17 protein-coding genes are annotated in these 17,297 nt (G+C 74.0%); 10 read left to right on the forward strand and 7 right to left on the reverse strand.

All coding sequences use genetic code 11. From position 1 onward, the window contains the following. Positions 1-132: 132 nt before the first annotated feature. Positions 133-1,338: an MFS transporter gene (locus tag ACFPP6_RS00315; RefSeq protein WP_382035499.1), complete on the reverse strand. Its 1,206-nt coding sequence runs from the start codon at positions 1,336-1,338 to the stop codon at positions 133-135. Between the two features lie 372 nt (positions 1,339-1,710). Between ACFPP6_RS00315 and ACFPP6_RS00320 the strand changes: the two genes are divergently transcribed. From ACFPP6_RS00320 to ACFPP6_RS00335, 4 genes are all read left to right on the forward strand, one after another. Continuing rightward, complete coding sequence (locus ACFPP6_RS00320; protein ID WP_382035501.1) at positions 1,711-2,391, forward strand: ribonuclease H family protein; 681 nt, start codon at positions 1,711-1,713, stop codon at positions 2,389-2,391. A gap of 58 nt (positions 2,392-2,449) precedes the next feature. Beyond that, a complete protein-coding gene (locus ACFPP6_RS00325; RefSeq protein WP_382035504.1) occupies positions 2,450-3,244 on the forward strand; it encodes a GNAT family N-acetyltransferase in 795 nt (264 codons plus the stop codon). Between the two features lie 173 nt (positions 3,245-3,417). Then, complete coding sequence (locus ACFPP6_RS00330; protein ID WP_382035507.1) at positions 3,418-4,065, forward strand: DUF4360 domain-containing protein; 648 nt, start codon at positions 3,418-3,420, stop codon at positions 4,063-4,065. A gap of 60 nt (positions 4,066-4,125) precedes the next feature. Further along, entirely contained in the window at positions 4,126-4,773 is a 648-nt protein-coding gene (locus ACFPP6_RS00335) for a DUF4360 domain-containing protein (RefSeq protein ID WP_382035509.1), read from the forward strand. 36 nt (positions 4,774-4,809) lie between these two features. Here the strand turns inward: ACFPP6_RS00335 and ACFPP6_RS00340 are convergent, their stop codons facing one another. The 5 genes from ACFPP6_RS00340 to ACFPP6_RS00360 form a co-directional block, all read right to left on the reverse strand. Next, positions 4,810-5,481, reverse strand: a complete 672-nt coding sequence (locus ACFPP6_RS00340; RefSeq protein ID WP_382035512.1) for a response regulator — start codon at positions 5,479-5,481, stop codon at positions 4,810-4,812. Then, complete coding sequence (locus ACFPP6_RS00345) at positions 5,478-6,806, reverse strand: sensor histidine kinase (protein WP_382035515.1); 1,329 nt, start codon at positions 6,804-6,806, stop codon at positions 5,478-5,480. The genes ACFPP6_RS00340 and ACFPP6_RS00345 overlap by 4 nt, the downstream gene beginning before the upstream one ends. Positions 6,807-6,853: 47 nt before the next feature. Beyond that, positions 6,854-8,077: an acyltransferase family protein gene (locus ACFPP6_RS00350; protein ID WP_382035518.1), complete on the reverse strand. Its 1,224-nt coding sequence runs from the start codon at positions 8,075-8,077 to the stop codon at positions 6,854-6,856. Positions 8,078-8,193: 116 nt separating this feature from the next. Continuing rightward, positions 8,194-8,901 carry a YoaK family protein gene (locus tag ACFPP6_RS00355; RefSeq protein WP_382035520.1) on the reverse strand — a complete coding sequence of 236 codons (708 nt, stop codon included), beginning with the start codon at positions 8,899-8,901 and terminating at the stop codon, positions 8,194-8,196. An 87-nt stretch (positions 8,902-8,988) separates the two neighbouring features. Further along, the gene (locus tag ACFPP6_RS00360; RefSeq protein ID WP_382035523.1) at positions 8,989-10,026 is read right to left on the reverse strand and encodes a GntR family transcriptional regulator; all 1,038 of its coding nucleotides are present in this window, start codon (positions 10,024-10,026) and stop codon (positions 8,989-8,991) included. 168 nt (positions 10,027-10,194) lie between these two features. Between ACFPP6_RS00360 and ACFPP6_RS00365 the strand changes: the two genes are divergently transcribed. The 3 genes from ACFPP6_RS00365 (at position 10,195) to ACFPP6_RS00375 (ending at position 12,714) form a co-directional block, all read left to right on the forward strand. Continuing rightward, positions 10,195-11,322 (forward strand): FAD-dependent monooxygenase, encoded by a 1,128-nt coding sequence (locus ACFPP6_RS00365; protein WP_382035526.1) that lies wholly within the window; start codon positions 10,195-10,197, stop codon positions 11,320-11,322. An 80-nt stretch (positions 11,323-11,402) separates the two neighbouring features. Further along, the gene (locus tag ACFPP6_RS00370) at positions 11,403-11,843 is read left to right on the forward strand and encodes a thiol-disulfide oxidoreductase DCC family protein (RefSeq protein WP_382035529.1); all 441 of its coding nucleotides are present in this window, start codon (positions 11,403-11,405) and stop codon (positions 11,841-11,843) included. A gap of 61 nt (positions 11,844-11,904) precedes the next feature. Next, the gene (locus ACFPP6_RS00375) at positions 11,905-12,714 is read left to right on the forward strand and encodes an HAD family hydrolase (RefSeq protein WP_382035531.1); all 810 of its coding nucleotides are present in this window, start codon (positions 11,905-11,907) and stop codon (positions 12,712-12,714) included. On the opposite strand, the gene pip is transcribed toward ACFPP6_RS00375, so the two are convergent. Next, positions 12,711-13,724, reverse strand: a complete 1,014-nt coding sequence (pip, locus tag ACFPP6_RS00380) for a prolyl aminopeptidase (RefSeq protein WP_382035534.1) — start codon at positions 13,722-13,724, stop codon at positions 12,711-12,713. The genes ACFPP6_RS00375 and pip overlap by 4 nt on opposite strands. A gap of 70 nt (positions 13,725-13,794) precedes the next feature. Between pip and ACFPP6_RS00385 the strand changes: the two genes are divergently transcribed. From ACFPP6_RS00385 to ACFPP6_RS00395, 3 genes are all read left to right on the forward strand, one after another. After that, positions 13,795-14,328, forward strand: a complete 534-nt coding sequence (locus tag ACFPP6_RS00385) for a MarR family winged helix-turn-helix transcriptional regulator (protein WP_382035537.1) — start codon at positions 13,795-13,797, stop codon at positions 14,326-14,328. 203 nt (positions 14,329-14,531) lie between these two features. Next, positions 14,532-14,684: a hypothetical protein gene (locus tag ACFPP6_RS00390; RefSeq protein WP_382035540.1), complete on the forward strand. Its 153-nt coding sequence runs from the start codon at positions 14,532-14,534 to the stop codon at positions 14,682-14,684. A 118-nt stretch (positions 14,685-14,802) separates the two neighbouring features. After that, complete coding sequence (locus ACFPP6_RS00395; RefSeq protein ID WP_382036755.1) at positions 14,803-17,217, forward strand: SpoIIE family protein phosphatase; 2,415 nt, start codon at positions 14,803-14,805, stop codon at positions 17,215-17,217. Positions 17,218-17,297: the final 80 nt, after the last annotated feature.

The following is a 17,297-nucleotide window of genomic DNA, read 5'->3' on the forward strand; positions in this document are numbered from 1 at the left end:
GGTGCCGCCGGTCAGGGCGGCTGCCGGGTACGGTCCGAGCGGCCGGGGTGCCGGCGGTGGGGCTCTTGCCGGCGGAGGCCGGGGCCGGGTACCGCGGTCGTCCGTCCGCCGCCGGGCGGGGTACGTGCCGTGTCAGCCGGTGACCGCGGGCGCCGGTGGCAGTTCGCGCAGGCGGCGCAGGGGCGACGCCAGGAGCGGCACGGGCACCAGCAGGAGCCCGACGGCGCACACCCACACGGCGGCGCGCGCTCCGGCCGCCTCGGCGACGGCTCCGCCGACGAGCGCGCCGAGTGGCATGGTGCCCCACACCATGAAGCGCAGCGTGGCGTTCATCCGGCCGAGCAGCTCGTCGGGGCACAGCAGTTGCCGGAAGCTGACCTGTGCGACGTTGTAGACGACGGCGCCGAAGAAGACGGCCGCGGAGGCGACGGCGAACCACACGGCGGATGCGCCCCGGCCGGCCAGCGGCCAGAGCAGGGCGAACGGGCCGGTGACGACGGTCGACAGCCAGATGATTCTCGCCTGGCCGACCGCGCGGGCGAGCACTCCGGCGCACAGCGCACCGGCGAGGCCGCCGACGGCCGAGGCGGACATCATCAGCCCCAGGACGCCCGGCGGCAGGTCCAGCACCCGCACCAGGAACACCGTCTGGACGGCCATGAGCATCGCGGTGAAGAAGTTAGCGAGCGCCGTCGCGCAGGCGATCATGCGCAGGACCGGGTGCCGGAAGACGAAGGCGAGGCCTTCCGCGATCTGGGCGCGCAGCGGGACGCCCGGCGCGGGTGCGGGCTGCGGTTCGGGGGCCCGGATGCCGCGCAGGAAGACGGCGGACAGCACGTAGCCGATCGCGTCGGCCAGCAGCGCGAAGGGGGCGCCGAGGAGCTGCACCAGGGCGCCGCCCAGCCCGGGGCCCGCGACCTGGGCGGACGAACGCGCCGTCTCCAGTGCGCCGTTGCCCGAGACCAGCTGTTCACGCAGCAGGAGGGACGGAAGGTAGCTCTGGTGCGCGATGTCGAAGAAGACGGTGGCCACGCCGGTGACGAGGGCGACCACGTAGAGGTGCGCCATGGTCAGGGACCCGGACCAGGCGGCGAGCGGCAGGCTCGCCATCGCCGCCGCGCGGACGACGTCGGCGCGGATGAGGACCGGCAGCCGGCGCATCCGGTCCACCCACGCTCCGGCCGGCAGGCCGACCAGCAGGAACGCCGCGGTCTCGGCGGCGGTCAGCAGGCCGGCCTCCATGGGGGAGGCCTCGAGCACGACCACGGCGACCAGGGGCAGGGCCACCACGGTCACCTGAGCGCCGATCTGGCTCACCGCGGCACCGGTCAGCAGCAAACGGAAATCCCTATTCCGTAAGAGGCCGCCGCTGTGAGGCTTCATTGACAACATTTGGCAGACATTTGGGCATGACCATGCGCTCAGTCAAAAATGACGGATATTTTCGGTCATTAACGTTCTCAATATGGACAACTCCTGTCGACCGCCCAGTGAACCGAAGGTGCTCGGCATCTGAACGGCACCCGGCGTGACCTGCGGTGGCCGCCCTCGGGTGGGAGCAGGGGGCCACCGGGCGGGTCGCACCAGGGGAATGTCCGGTAATCGGTGTCCGGATACCGCAGAGCGTCCGCCGGGTCCGGAGGCCGGACGGGGCGGGGCCGTCCCGCCGGACGCGCACGGCGGGGCCGGGAACCCTGGCATGATCGAGGGATGTCTGAACAGATCATCGCCGCCTGTGACGGGGCATCGAAGGGCAACCCCGGCCCCGCAGGCTGGGCCTGGGTCGTCGCCGACGCGACGGGCACCCCCGAGCGCTGGGAGGCCGGCCCCCTCGGCAGGGCGACCAACAACATCGCGGAGCTGACCGCCCTCGAACGGCTCCTGGAGGCCACGGACCCGGCCGTGCCGATGCAGGTGCGGATGGACTCGCAGTACGCGATGAACGCCGTGACCAAGTGGCTGCCCGGCTGGAAGCGCAACGGCTGGAAGACCTCGTCCGGCTCGCCGGTGGCCAACCGCGACCTCGTCGTGCGCATCGACGCCCTCCTCGCGGGCCGCACCGTCGAGTTCCGGTACGTTCCGGCCCACCAGGACAACGGCGACCCCCTGAACGCGATCGCCGACCAGGCCGCGAGCGACGCGGCGTCGCTGCAGCAGCCGGCCGGCACCGCGCAGGGAGCCGAGGGCATGCCCGTGCCGGCGCAGCGCGAGGCCGCGGCGCCCCGGCGCTCCGGCCCGCCGAAGAGCCGCAAGCCGCGCTCCTCCGGAACGGCGACGATCAAGGCGAAGTTCGCGGGCCGCTGTCCGTGCGGCCAGCCGTACGCGGTCGGCGAGAAGATCTCCAAGGGCGAGCGCGGATGGGGCCACCCGTCGTGCGCCGCGGCCACGTGATCGCCGCCGCCCCGTAATTGCCGCGCGCCCGGCACGGGCCGCCGCCTACGCTCGGCCCATGCCGGACTTCGAACTGCGGCGGATCCACGCCTTCGTCTCGGAATTCGCCCGCCGTCAGGCCGGGCGCACCCTCGCCTTCCCGGGCGGCTTCGCCGTGCGCGACGACGCCTTCGCCCACTCCCGGGGGAACAACCAGGTCGTCGTCGACGGCGCGGTGGACCCCGCTGCGCTGCCCGCCCTCGCGGACGAAGCGCTGGGGGACCTTCCGTACCGCCTGATATCGGTCCTGGACGACGCGACCGGGGCGGCCTGCGCGGAGCCCCTGGTGCGGGCCGGCTACCAGCACTCGGTCTGCCTGGTCATGCTGCACTCCGGCCCCGCGCCCGCTCCGGGCGCCGGGCGCGAGGCGGGCGTCGTGGACCTGGACGACCTCCGGGGGCCGCTGACCCGGAGCTGGCACGACTTCCTCCCGGACGCCGGGGAGGAGGTCGTGCGCCACCTCGTCGAGCGCCGCGAGGCCCGGCGGCGCGGTGCCGAGGTCGTGCACTTCATCGGCTCGCGCGCGGAGGACGGCGAGGTCGCCTCCTGGGCCGACCTGTACATGGACCGCGCCTCGGGCACGGCCCAGATCGAGGACCTGGTCACGTCGGAGGACCACCTCAAGCGCGGCCACGGCGACGCCGTCCTCGCGGCCGCCCTGCGCATGTCGGCCGCCGCGGGCTGCGGCACGCGCTTCCTGATCGCCGAAGCCGAGGACTGGCCGCGCCACTGGTACGCGCGCCGGGGCTTCACGGCCGTCGGCCGCATGCACTCCTTCGAGCGCGCCCAGGACGTCCCCGTTCCCTTCTGCTGACGCTGCCGGTGGTGCCGACAAGGCCATCGGTGCCACCGGGGCCACTGGGGCCCAGGAGGTGGCCGACCGGTCCCTCAGGGTCGGCTCAACCTGGCCTATGCACGACCCCTCCCCGGTGGTGGCATGGGCCGCGCGCACAGCGAGTCCGCACGGGGGAAGGAAAGGGGAATCCCATGTTCAGACCGGTGATGACCGCCGGAGCGGCCGTGGCGCTGGTGGCCGCCGCATCGTTGGCACCCTCGTCGGCCGCCGCGGACGGGGTGCCTCCGCCGGACAGGGTCGTCATCGACGTCATGGCGGTCAACGGTTCCGGCTGCCCGGCGGGGACGGCCGCCGTGGCGGTCGCGCCAAACAACACGGCCTTCACGGTGACCTACAGCAAGTACCTCGCCCAGGTGGGCGTCGGCGCCAAGCCGACCGACTTCCGCAAGAACTGCCAGCTCGGCCTGAACATCCACGTCCCGCAGGGCTTCACCTACGCGATCGCCAAGGCGGACTACCGCGGCTTCGCGCACCTGGAGAGCGGCGCCGTGGGCATGGAGCGGGCCAGTTACTACTTCCAGGGCATGTCCCACACGACCTCCGTCTCCCACCGCTTCGCCGGTCCGCTCGATGACAACTGGCAGACGACGGACGTGACGGACGCGTCGGAAGTCGTCTACGCCCCCTGCGGCGCACAGCGGCTGCTCAACGTGAACACCGAGCTCCGGGTGAGCGCGGGCAGCTCGGACCCGTCGAACAGCACCAGCTTCATGGAGATGGACTCCACCGACGGCAGCGTGAGCACGCTCTACCACTTCTCGTGGAAGGAATGCCCCTGACCGGCCGTCCCGGGTCAGAGGTGTTCGTCCGTGATTCCTGGACCAGGGGGAGGTATCTCCATGTTGAGACCGGTGGTGATCGGCAGCGCGGCCGTCGCCTTGCTCGCCGCTTCGCTGGTGCCGTCGTCGGCCGCTGCGGACGGGGACCCTCCGCCCGACAAGATCGTGATCGATGTGGTGGGGGTCAACGGCTCGGGCTGTCCGGCCGGTACGGCCGACGTGACCGTCAGCCCTGACAACACCGCCTTTACCGTGACCTACAGCAACTACCAGGCTCAGGTGGGCGTGGGTGCCAAGCCGACCGACTTCCGCAAGAACTGCCAGCTCAGCCTGAACGTCCGCGTCCCCCCGGGCTTCACGTACGCGGTCGCCGAGGCGGACTACCGGGGCTTCGCCCACCTGGAGAAGGGCGCGACCGGCCTGGAACGGGCCAACTACTACTTCCAGGGCATGTCGCAGACCACGTACGTGAACCACCACTTCACGGGCCCGCTCCACGACAACTGGCAGACGTCCGACATCACGGAGATCGAGTCGCTCGTCTACGCGCCCTGCGGGGCGGTCCGCTACCTGAACATCAACACCGAACTCCGGGTGGACGCCGGCACGTCGGACACCACGCGCACCACCAGCCTCCTCGCGATGGACTCGACCGACGGCAGCATCAGCACGCTCTACCACTTCGCCTGGAAGCAGTGCCCCCGCTGACGGGCCGCCCCTCGTCCCCGTGCCCGCCGGACCGCCTCAGTAGCCGGCCGGCCTGACCAGGCCCGTCTCGTACGCGAAGACCGCGGCCTGGGTCCGGTCCCGCAGCCCCAGCTTGACCAGGATCCTGCTCACGTGCGTCTTGACGGTCTGCTCGGCCACGACCAGCCGCGCGGCGATCTCCGCGTTCGACAGGCCCTGGGCCACCAGGGACAGCACCTCCGTCTCACGTTCCGTCAGGCTCCCCACGCGCTCCTTCAGCGGCGCGCGGGGAGCCCCGGTCATCCGGGAGAACTCGGAGATCAGCCGCTTGGTGATGTTCGGGGAGAGCAGCGCGTCCCCGGCCGCGACCACCCGGACGGCCCGGGCGAGGTCCTCGGCCGAGGCGTCCTTCAGCAGGAATCCGGACGCGCCCGCGCGCAGCGCCTCGTACACGTACTCGTCGAGATCGAACGTGGTCAGGACGAGCACCTTGGCGGCGGCCTCCGCCGGGGCGGTGATGCGGCGGGTCGCCTCGATGCCGCCGAGCTCCGGCATCCGGATGTCCATCAGGACGACGTCGGGAGCGAGCTCGGCGGTCTTGGCGACGGCGTCGAGGCCGTCGACGGCCTGGCCGACCACCTCGATGCCGGGTTCGGCGTTGAGCAGCACCGTGAAGCCCTGGCGGACCATCATCTGGTCGTCGGCTATCAGCACGCGAATGGTCGTCACCGGGCGTCCTCGGCAAGGTCGGAAGGGGCGGGGAGTCCGGGAAGGCCGGAAGGGCGGGAAGGGCCGGACGGGTCGCAGGGGAGGACGGCGGTCACCTCGTAGCCGCCGTCAGGGGTGGGGCCCACGGCCAGGTCGCCGCCCAGCATGGCGGCCCGCTCGCGCATCCCCAGCACCCCGTGCCCGGCGCCCGGCGAGCACGGAGCGGGCCCGTCCGGCGCGGAGTTGACGACCCGCACGGTGACCCGGCGCGCCCCGTACGCGGTCTCCACCCGCACCGGCGCCCCGGGCGCGTGCCGCATCGCGTTGCTGAGGGCCTCCTGGACGATGCGGAAGGCCGACAGCTCCACGCCCGGCGGCAGCGGGCGCGGCTCGCCGGTGACCGAGGAGGTGACCGCGAGACCGGCGCCGCGGACGTTGCCGAGCAGTTCGTCCAGCCGGTCCAGGGTGGGCTGGGGCGTGTGCCGCACCCCGTCGGCCAGGGCGTCCTCCGAACGCAGCACGCCCAGGACGCGCCGCAGTTCGGCCAGCGCCTCGACGGCGTTCTGGCGGATGCCCGCGAGGTTCTCCTTGAGCTCCTGCGGCGGGTCCGTGACCAGGTGCGGGGCGACCTGGGCCTGGATGGAGATCACCGACATGTGGTGGGCGACGACGTCGTGCAGCTCGCGGGCTATGCGGTTGCGCTCCTCCAGCAGGGTGCGCCGGGCCCGCTCCTCCGCGGTGAGCACCTCCTGCTCGGCCAGCCGGGCCTTGGCCAGGCGGCCCGAGCGCCGCGCCGCCCCGATCACCACCGCCGCGACGAAGACCATGGAGCCCCGGGTGACGGCCAGGTTGTGGTCCTGCGTCGCCAGGGCCGTGTCGGCCAGCCCCGTCAGCACGGTGACCGCCAGTGCCACGGCGGCGCTCTGCGGGCGGATCCGCAGCGCGAGGAGGAGCAGGACGAGGGCGTGCAGGGCGATTCCGGCCACGCTCCAGGGCCACAGCCTGTTGTGGTCGAACGAGCCCTCCCCGACCAGTGCGGATGCGAAGAGCACGCCGGTGGAGAACCACCAGGCGGGCACCGGGCGCACCATGGCGACGGCGACGGCCGCCGACTGGAGCATGACGATCAGGAGGCCCGTCGCCGAGTCCGCCCCGTACCTGCCGTGCCCGGCCTCGTTGGCGTTGAGCATGCCCAGGAGGATCACGAGCACGATCGTGTGGATGTGCGGCAGCCGGCCCAGGTGCCTCCCGCGCGGCAGCGGGTCGCGCGCCACCGTCCACAGGTCCTCGTACACGGCGCGCGGACCCGCCGCCAGCGCCCTCAGCAGCCGTTCATCCACGCGCATTCCGTCCCCCGTGCCCCCCGCGCCGCCGGGCGCTCACATGATCCATTCTAGGTATTGCGCACGAACGCCTGAGGACGCCGCAGCGCCGTACCCGGACCGGTCTGGTGCTCGCGCACGACCCGCGTGTACCCGAGGCTCCGGGGACGCCCGTGCTCGAAGCGGCGGAACAGCGCCCAGCACCCCAGCAGCGCCGCCCCGAACACCGGCAGCCACGCGAGCCGGGCGAGCACCCAGCCGGGCCCGTCGGGGACGGTGTGCAGACCGGGCAGGGGCGTCCCCGCGAGCAGCCCGGCCCCGGTGACCGCCATCATCGAGGTCTGGTGCCAGAGGAAGACCGTCATCGCGAAGAGGTTGACCAGCGCCACCGCCGTCCAGGCCGCCGGGCGTTGCAGCACCCGCCGCAGCGGGCCGAGGAGCAGGAGGGCGGCGCCGCACTGGGCGAGCCCGAACGTGACGGCGGCCAGGGTCGGCGGGCTGAGGTTGGAGACCTCCGCGCCGGGCACCCCGACCATGGCCGCCGGATAGCCGGCGAAGGTCACGAGCAGCGCGGTGGCGAGCACGCCCCCGGCCAGCAGCGCCAGGCCGGTCGCGCGGCCGCGGAGGCGGCCACGGGCCCATGCGGCGCCCAGGCAGTACGGGACGAGCCAGCCCGCCGCCACGTTCACCCATCCCGGCCACGCCGGCCCGTCCAGGCCGAACCGGATCGCGTCGACGCACAGGACGACGGCGAACGGCCACGCCGGGGACACCTTCGCGACCAGCGGGGTCGCCGCCGTCAGCGCGGCGAGGACCAGGAGGAACCACAGGGGCGACCACACCAGCTTGAGCAGCGTCAGCACGGTCCCGGTGCCGGTGCCCGACGCCAGCAGCACGCCCGTCACGACGGCCCACACCGCCAGGACCACGGCGACCGGACGGAAGAGGCGGACGAGCCGGCCGCGCAGCCACTGCCCGTACGTCATGCCCCGTGCGCGGGCCGACACGTGACTCATCACGCCCACCTGCCCGCCCACCAGGAAGAACAAGGCCAGGGTCTGGAACAGCCAGGAGGCGGGGGCGAGTCCGGGCAGGTGGGTGAGCGGGCTCGCGCCGTGCACCGTTCCGCCGTCGGCGACCAGGGCCGTCACCAGCCAGTGACCGCCCACGACACCGAGGACGGCGAGGGCCCGCAGGCCGTCGACGGCGCGGTCGCGCGCGGGCGGCGTCGCGCCGCGCAGGGCGGGCCGCGGGGGACCGGCGCGGTGCCGGGGAGCTTGCGTGGGGGACGCCATGAAGGGCGGTTCCTTCCGTGCCGGATGCGGGTGGTGCTTCCGGCACGGAAGCTACGGACCACGGCCCGTGGCCGGCGTCCCCCGCGGGAGTGCACCCGCGGCGTAGCTCCGGAGTACTACGGGTCCGGGGTGTGGTGGCGCGGGGCGCAGGTGAGGGCGAGGGCGACGGTCAGGACGCAGGCGGACGTCACCAGGAGGACGGCGGGAGGGCGTACGGCCTCGTGGAGCATCCACGCGCCCAGCAGGCCGCCCGCGAACATCGCGCCGACCGACGCCGTGCGGCGGAGCTCGTAGCCGCTGCCGGAGGGGATCCTGGAGTCGAGGCCGAAGGGGGAGGTGCCGATGAGGGCGGTCATGGTGCGGGTGATGACGGTGGTCGGCATGTCCGGCACGCTCGCCCGCAACGTCGTGACGTTGCGCATGCCCATCGCCAGGGCGACCAGCGCCGTCACCAGATACTGACGGAACGTCAGGGGATGGCCGAACCGTTCGATGCTCCAGCCCGTCAGGGCGGCGACGGCCAGCAGCACGGACTCCGCGACCAGGGCCGGTGCGAACCACCGGCGCCCGCGGGCGTCCGCGCGGGAGCTCAGCCGCGCGCCCAGGGCGGCGCCGACGGCGAACCCGAGGAGCGATGCCCCCGACGCGGCGGCGGAGAACTCGCCGGATCCGACGACCGCGAAGCCGAGGAAGAGCGTGTTGCCCGTTTGGACGGCGGTGAAGACGGGGCCGAGCGCGAGGAAGCTGACCGCCTCGACCATCCCCGTCGTCACGGTCAGCGCCACCATGGCCGTCGTGAGGGCGGCGCCGGGCTGCGGCTTCACGCCTACAACTGTCGGCGGGCCCGCCCGCCCCGGCGCCGATTGCGCTGTCCGTGGGCCGTTCAGGCCTCCCGCCTCAGGCCTCCCGCCTCAGGCCTTCCGCCCCGGCCCCGCCCCCGGGCCCTCGACCAGCGCGGTCAGGCCGTCCAGCATCGAGGTGAGGCCGAGCTCGAAGACCTCGTCGAGACGCAGGTCGTAGCCGTCGCCCTCGGCGAACGCCCCGATCACCTGGGCGAAGACGGGGTAGCGGCCGGAGGAGGTGAGGGCGTCGTAGGCGGCGGCCTGGGAGTCCATCCACTCCTCCCCGGACAGCCCGGACTCGCTCGCCGCCTGGGCCTCCCGCTCCAAGTGGACGGCGGTGCCCTGGACGTAGCTGTAGAGCAGGACGTTCAGGTCGAGCATCGTCGCCGGAGCCAGGCCGTGGCCGTCGAGCGCGCCGAGCATCCACTCGGAGTAGCCGATGAGCCGGGGCACGGCGAGGGGGCGGGTGAGGGGCCCGATGTGCGCGAGCCAGGGGTGCCTGCGGTGCACCGCCCACAGCGCGCGAGCCCCCAGCTCCAGGCGCTGCCGCCAGCCGGCGGGCGCGTCGTCGGGGTAGGACAGCTCCGCGAGCACCGCGTCGGCCATGAGGAGCACCAGGTCGTCCTTGCTGCTGACGTAGCGGTAGGGCGACATGGCGGCGACCCCCAGGCGCCCGGCGACGCCGCGCATGGAGAGCGAGGCCAGTCCCTCGGCGTCGGCGAGGGCGACGGCCGCCCGGACGATGCGGGCGCGGGTCAGCTCGTGTTCGGTGCCGGGCGGCGCCGGTGCGGCGGAGCCCTTCGCCGCGGGCGCGGCGGCTGCCGCCCGCGGGGCACGCTCGGGCCGGGTGCGGTCGGGCCGGGCACGCTCGGGCCGGGGCCGCTCCGGGCCGGCGACCACGGTGCCCACGCGCGGCCGGGCCTGTACGAGCCCCTCCTGGCGCAGGGTGGTCAGCACCTTCGTGGCCGTGGCGAGGGCGACGCCGAAGTCCTCGGCGATCTGCCGCGTGGACGGGACGCGGTCGCCGGGGGCGAGCTCGCCGTCCGCGATGCGCCGCCGCAGCTCGGCGGCGATGCGGAGGTAGGGGGGAACCGACGTGCCGGCCAAGGAGGGCCTCCTTCTTCTTCCTGTACTAGTACAGAGCCTAGCAGGGGAGGGGTCGGTGAAGGGGCTTCTGTACTAGTGCAGAAGCCTCAAAGTGCTTGTCAACGCTGCGCTTACGGCGTACATTCAGTCGCGTACAGCGTAAGCAGCGCATTCGAGAAGGTGCTCGTCATGAAGACCGTCCTCATCTCCGGAGCCGGCGTCGCCGGGCTCACCCTCGCCTACTGGCTCCGCCGCAACGGCCTCGCCGCGACCGTCGTCGAGCGGGCCCCCGCCGTCCGCCCGGGCGGCCAGGCCATCGACGTCCGCGGCGTCGCCCTCGACGTCCTCGACCGGACCGGGATCCTGGAGGAGGTGCGCGGCGTCCGCACCCGGCTGCGCGGCATGGCGATGCTCGACGGCCGGGGCGAGGAGGTGTGGCGCTCCGAGGAGATGACCCTGAGCGGCGGCCGCCTCGACAGCGCGGACGTCGAGCTGCTGCGCGAGGACCTCACCGGGCTGCTGCACCGGCAGGCGCTCGGCGAAGGCGTGGAGTTCCTCCACGGGGATTCCATCGCCGCTCTCGACGAGGGGCCGGACGGCGTGCGGGTCGCCTTCGAGCAGGGCCCGGAGCGGACCTTCGACCTCGTCGTGGGCGCGGACGGCCTGCACTCGCGCGTCCGGCAGCTGGCCTTCGGCCCGGAGGAGCGGTTCATCCGGCGCCTCGGCGCCTACATCACGGTCTTCAGCGCTCCCAACTTCCTCGGCCTCGACAACTGGGAGATATGGCTCAACGAGGAGTCCGCGGCGGGCGGCGCGACCTACTGCGTCTACCCGGTGCGGGACAACAGCGAGATCAGGGCCACGCTCGGCTTCAAGTCGGACCCCGTCGCGTACGACTACCGCGACACCGGGCAGCAGAAGGCGCTCATGGCCGAGCGGCTGGCGCACGTGGGCTGGGAGACGCCGCGGCTCCTGCAGGCCATGCGCGAGGCCCCGGACTTCTACTTCGACGAGATGGCCCAGATCCACATGGACCGCTGGACCACCGGCCGCGTGGCCCTGGCGGGCGACGCCGGCTACTGCGCGTCGCCCCTCTCCGGCCAGGGCACGAGCCTGGCACTCGTGGGCGCCTACGTCCTGGCCTGCGAACTCGGCCGGCAGGGGGACGGGGGACACGACGCCGCCTTCGCCCGCTACGAGGCGCGCATGCGGCCGTTCGCCGCCCTCAACCAGGCGCTCGCGCAGGAGAACGCCGGCGGGAACGCGTCGGAGGAGTCGATGGAGAAGGCGAAGCACGGCATCGCGCTCGACGGCTGACTCGACGGCTGAACCGCCGGGTGGGAGCCCTCGCCGGACCCCGCCGCCGGGCCCGGCGCCCGGCGCGGCATGATGGCCCCATGGGAACCCGACCTGTGCTCGTCTACGACGGCGACTGCGGCTTCTGCACGACCTCGGTGCGCTGCGCCGAGAAGTACGTACGGCCGCACTGCGATGTCGTCGCATGGCAGTTCGCGGACCTGGAGGCGCTGGGCGTCACGCAGGAACGGGCCGAGCACGAGCTGCTGTGGATCGCTCCCGGCGGCACGGTGCACGGCGGCGCCCAGGCCGTCGCCAAGCTCCTGCTCAGCGCTCGCGGCGGATGGGCCGTCCCCGGCGCGGTGCTCACGCTGCCGCCCGTGCGCTGGGTCGCGCACGGCCTGTACCGGATGGTCGCGGACAACCGGCACCGCATGCCCGGCGGCACGGCGGCCTGCGCCCTGCCCGCCGGACGCCGCCCCGGCGCGGGGGCGGGCGCGGGGGCGGACACGGAGGCGGGGCGTCCGAACGCGGGCCGCTGATCTGCGGGTTCACGTCCTCCGCGGCTCCTGCGGCGCCGGATCCCTGAGGTAGCGTGGGGCGATGACGCGCCCTCGCATGATCGCCACGGACCTCGACGGCACCCTCCTGCGCAACGACAAGACCCTCTCCCCGCGCACCCTGCGCGCCCTGCGCACGGCGACCGCGTCCGGCGCCGAAGTCGTCTTCGTCACCGCCCGCCCGCCCCGCTTCGTCGACCGGCTCTCCGCCGCGACGGGCCTCGCCGGCACGGCCGTGTGCAGCAACGGCGCGCTCGTGTACGACCTCGCGGCACGTACCGTCACCGCGTCCCGCGCCCTGCCCGTCGACGTCGCCCGCAAGGTCGTCGCCGCGCTGTCGGCCGTCGTGCCGGACGTGGGCTTCGCCGTCGAAACCGGCCGGAACGTGCTGTACGAGCCGGCGTACGGGCTGCGCCTGCCCGAGGACGCCGGGGCGGAGTCGCCCGTGGCCTGCCTCGCGGACCTGTGGACGGCGGACGTCCCCATCGCCAAGCTGCTGGCCTGGTCGGCGCGGCTCGACGCGGACCTGCTGCTCGCCGCCGCCGAGCAAGCGGCGGGCACCGAGGCGCAGTTCACGCACTCGGGCGGCCGCGGGCTGCTGGAGATCAGCGCACCGGGCGTCACGAAGGCCGGCACGCTGGCGGAGCTGTGCGCGGGGCGGGGCATCCCCGCCGAGGAGGTCGTCGCCTTCGGGGACATGCCCAACGACCTCACGATCCTGACCTGGGCGGGCACCGGCTACGCCATGGGCAACGCCCACCCGGCGGTGCTCGCCTCGGTGCGGCGGCGCACGGGGACCAACGAGGAGGACGGCGTCGCCGCCGTCCTGGAGCAGCTCTTCGGGCCGGCCTAGCGCGCCCGGCCCCGCGCGGGCGCGGGCCCGCCGCGCCGGGCGAACGCGTCCAGGGCGCCGAGCACGTGACGGCGCGTCGCGGCGGTCCCCAGGTGCCCCGTTCCGTCGACGACGACCAGCCGGGACCCGGGCCAGGCGCGGGCGAGTTCCCACGCGGTGCCGAGCGGGCCGGCCATGTCCAGGCGGCCGTGGACGAGAACGCCCGGGATCCCCGCCAGGCGGCCCGCGTCGCGCAGCAGCGCTCCCTCCTCCAGCCAGGCGCCGTGGGAGAAGTAGTGCGCGCAGATGCGCACCAGGGCCAGCCGGTCGGCGGCCGCCCGGCCGCTGTAGGGCGCCGTGGCCCCGTCGGCCTCGCCGGTCTCGCCGGAGAGGACCGCGTCCTCCCAGGCGCACCAGTCGGCCGTGGCCTTCTCCCGCACGGCGGCGTCGGGATGCTCGGTCAGACGCGCGTAGGCGGCCACGACATCGCCGTCGCGCGGTGTGCCGGCGGCCCCGGCGAGGAAGCGCTCCCACTGCTCGGGGAAGAACCGGCCCGCGCCGCGGTAGAGCCAGTCGATCTCCGAGCGGCGGGTCGTCGTGACGCCGGAGACGACGATCTCCGAGACCCGTTCGGGGTACGTCTCCGCGTAGGCCAGGAGCAGCGTCGACCCCCACGAGCCGCCGTACAGCAGCCAGCGGTCGATGCCGAGGTGCGTGCGCAGCAGCTCCATGTCGGCGATCAGGTGCGCGGTGGTGTTGTGCCGCAGGTCCGTCGCGGGGTCGCTCGCGTGCGGGGTGCTGCGGCCGCAGCCGCGCTGGTCGAACAGGACGACCCGGTAGCGCTCCGGGTCGAAGTACCGGCGCACGCCGGTGCCGCAGCCCGAGCCGGGCCCGCCGTGGACCACGAGCGCGGGCTTGCCCTCCGGGTTGCCGCAGGCCTCCCAGTACACGAGGTTGCCGTCGCCGACGTCGAGCAGGCCCGTCTCGTACGGCTCGACCGGCGGGTACAGCCCGTCCGTGTCTGCTCCCATGCGCGTCGCCCTCCCGCCCTGGCGCGGCGGCCCCGCGCGTCAATACAACAGCGCTGTTACATTACGTCATGTGACGTCTTCCCCGGATACCCCAGAGACCCGGGACGCGCCCGGCCCCGAGCTGCTCGGCACCCGGCTGCGCCACCTCCTGGAACTGCTCGACGGCGACGTCGGCGCCGTGTACGCGGACCTGGGCCTGGACGGGTTCCGCCCGCGCTTCACCCCGGTCGTCCGCGCGCTGGCGGCCTCGGGGCCGGGCACCATCCGCGACCTCGCGCGAGCCGTGGGCGTGACCCACTCGGCCGCGAGCCAGACGGTGGCGCGGATGGCCGAGGAGGGCCTCGTCGTCCTCGCGCCGGGGCGGGACGCACGGCAGCGCGTCGTGCGCCTGACCGCCCGGGCCGAGTCGCTGCTGCCGGTGCTGGACGCCGAATGGGCGGCCACGGCCGCCGCGGCCGCGGAATTCGAGGCGGAGCTGTCGTATCCGCTCAGCGAGCTCGTCACCGAGGCGCTCGAGGCCCTGCGCCGGCGCCCGATGCGGCAGCGGATCACCGAGGCGCTGCCGCCGGGGGCCGTGGGCAGCGCCGAGGCCCAGGACGTGTAGCAAGCCCCAGGACGTGCAGGGGCCTGGACGCGCCCGGGGTGCCGGGCCGGCCCGTCCGGCCCCGTACGCCCCACGGATGCTCACGGATGCTCTTCCTCCACATGGGGGAGCGCGGACCACCCATGTGCGCCACTTGGCCAGGTTTGCGCCGCCCCTGTGCGGCAACGCGACCTATGAGTCCCTCCTCCCGGCAGGAGCCTCCCGTGGTCGTCTTCGCGCTCGCCCTCCCCCCTCTGCTGCTGTGCGGAATCCTCGCCCTGGGCCGCTACGAGGAACGCATACTGACCGGCCCCGCCGCGCCGCGCCGCGCGCCGGGCAGGCACCGCGGCCCGCGCAGGCGCCGGCGCATCGTCTGAGGCGGTCACGGGCCCGCCGGGTCGGCAAGCGCCGACGCCCCTCACCCATCACTGTGGAAGCAGAAGACGGCAGCCACGGCGCGTCCGACGGAAGGAGGACGGTGTGACGGACGAACCGATGACGCTCTTCCACGAGAGCCCCGAGGACCCCTTCTCGGTCGGCAACTCGGCGTCGGTCGTGCTGGACCACCGGGGGACCGTGGTGGGCTGGGGGGACCGTGCCGAGGTGCTGCTGGGCCACCCGGCGGGCGACGTGATCGGGCGGCCCGGGCTGGAGGCGCTGGTGGACCCGGGCGACCGGGACGCGGTCCTGGCGGCGGCCGCCGCATGCCTGCAGGACTCCGGCTGGTTCGGCATCCTCCCCGTCGTCCACCGCGACGGCCACCGCCTCCTCGTGGGCGTCCGCGCCCGCCGCATCGTCCGCGCAGGGGCCGCCCCCGAGTGGTTCCTGGTCGGCGCCCCCGCCGGTGAGGTGATCCAGTGGGAGACGGACCGCTCCGTGCTGGACGGGCTGTTCCGGACCGCCCCCGTGGGGCTGGCCGTCCACGCCCCGGACCTGAGCATCCTGCGCATCAACCGGGCCGTCGCCCGGATCGGCGGCATCACCGCCGAGCAGGCGCGCGGCCACCGCACGGGCGACTTCCTGGTGGCGGCGGACACGGAGACGGTGGAGCGCCGCCTGCGCGAGGTGCTGGAGACCGGGCGGCCGATGATCTTCACGGAGCAGCCGTGCCGGCTGCTCGCCGACCCCTCCCAGGTCCGCTACGTCTCCGTCTCCGCGTTCCGCATGGAGGATTCGGCCGGGGACATCCTCGGCGTCACCCAGTTGGTCGAAGACGTCACCGAACGGCACCGGGCCAGGCTCCGGCTCGCCCTGCTCAACGACGCGGGCGCCCGCATCGGCACCACGCTGGACGTGACCACCACCGCCCGCGAGCTGGCCGAAGTCCTCGTCCCCGAGCTCGCCGACGCCGTCACCGTCGACCTCCTCGAACCCGTCAGCCGAGGCGAGGAGCCCTCGCAGGACGGCTTCGGGCCCGTCCGCCGGACGGCCGTCAGGTCCGACACCCCGGGCGCCGAGGAGGCCCTCAACCCGCTCGGCGGGCTCATCCGCTTCGGCCCGGAGACCCCTCAGGGCAGGTGCCTGGCCGAGAAGAGCCCGATCCTCGTGCCGGAGCTCCGCACCCCCGAGGACCTCGCCTTCGTGGCGCAGGAACGCGCCCCCCACGCCCGGGCCCTGGGCGCCCACTCCGTCATGATGCTGCCGCTCGCCGCCCGCGGCCTCGTCCTCGGCCTCGTCAGCCTGTGGCGCTCCCGCCGCCCCGACCCCTTCGAGGAGGACGACCTCACCCTCGTGGGCGAGTTCGCCGCCCGCGCCGCCGTCTGCATCGACAACGCCCGCCGCTACACCCGCCAGCACCAGGCCGCCCTGGCCCTGCAGCGCCGCCTGCTGCCCGGCGACCTGCCCGAGCTGCCGGCCGCCGAGGTCGCCCACCAGTACATCCCGGCGGGCGCCGTGGAAGGCGTCGGCGGGGACTGGTTCGACGTCATCCCCCTGTCCGGGGCGCGCGTCGCCCTCGTCGTCGGCGACGTGATCGGCCACGGCATCGACGCCGCGGCCACCATGGGGCGCCTGCGCACCGCCGTCCACACCCTCGCCGAACTCGACCTCGACCCCGACGAGGTCCTCTCCCACCTCGACGACCTCGTGTACCGCCTCGCCGCCGAACAGGAGAGCAACGACCGGGACTTCCCCCTGGACCAGGTGACCGGCGCGAGCTGCCTCTACGCCGTCTACGACCCCGTCTCCCGCGTCTGCTCCCTGGCGCGCGCCGGCCACCCGCCGCCCGTCGTGGTCGCCCCCGGCGGGCAGGCGAGCATCCTCGACCTCCCCGGCGGGCCGCCGCTCGGCCTCGGCGGGCTGCCCTTCGAGGCGACCGAGATCGAACTGCCCGCAGGCAGCCTCCTGGCGCTCTTCACCAACGGCCTCATCCACAGCCACGACCTCGACATCGACGCGGCGCTCGACCGCCTCTCGCAGGAACTCGCGCGCCCCGACCGCTCGGTGGAGGAGACGGCCAAGGCCGTCGTGGACGCCCTCCTGCCCGCCGAGCCCGGGGACGACGTCGCCCTCCTCGTCGCCCGCACCCGCGTGCTCCCGGAGCACTGCGTGGCCACCTGGACGCTGCCGTCGGACGCCCGCGCCGCGGGGCAGGCCCGCACGCTGATGGCCGAACAGCTCAGCGCCTGGGAGCTGGACGAGCTGGCGTTCACCACCGAGCTCATCGTCAGCGAGCTCGTCACCAACGCCTACCGCTACGCCGGCGGGCCGGTCACCCTGCGGCTCATCCGCGGGCCCCGCCTCATCTGCGAGGTCTCCGACACCAGCAACACCGCCCCCCACCTGCGCCGGGCCCGGACGACCGACGAAGGCGGGCGCGGCCTGTTCCTCGTCGCCCAGCTCACCGAGCGCTGGGGCACACGGTACGGCCGTGAGGGAAAGACGGTCTGGACGGAGCAGCTGCTGCCGTGACGGCTCCCGGCCGGACCGGGCCGGAGCAGGTATAGATGAGCTCTATCGAAGTCATGGATTCCATCTCTTGGACGTTATAG

Origin of the sequence: Streptomyces aureoversilis (assembly GCF_042657885.1) — a bacterium.
Lineage (GTDB): Bacteria > Actinomycetota > Actinomycetes > Streptomycetales > Streptomycetaceae > Streptomyces > Streptomyces aureoversilis.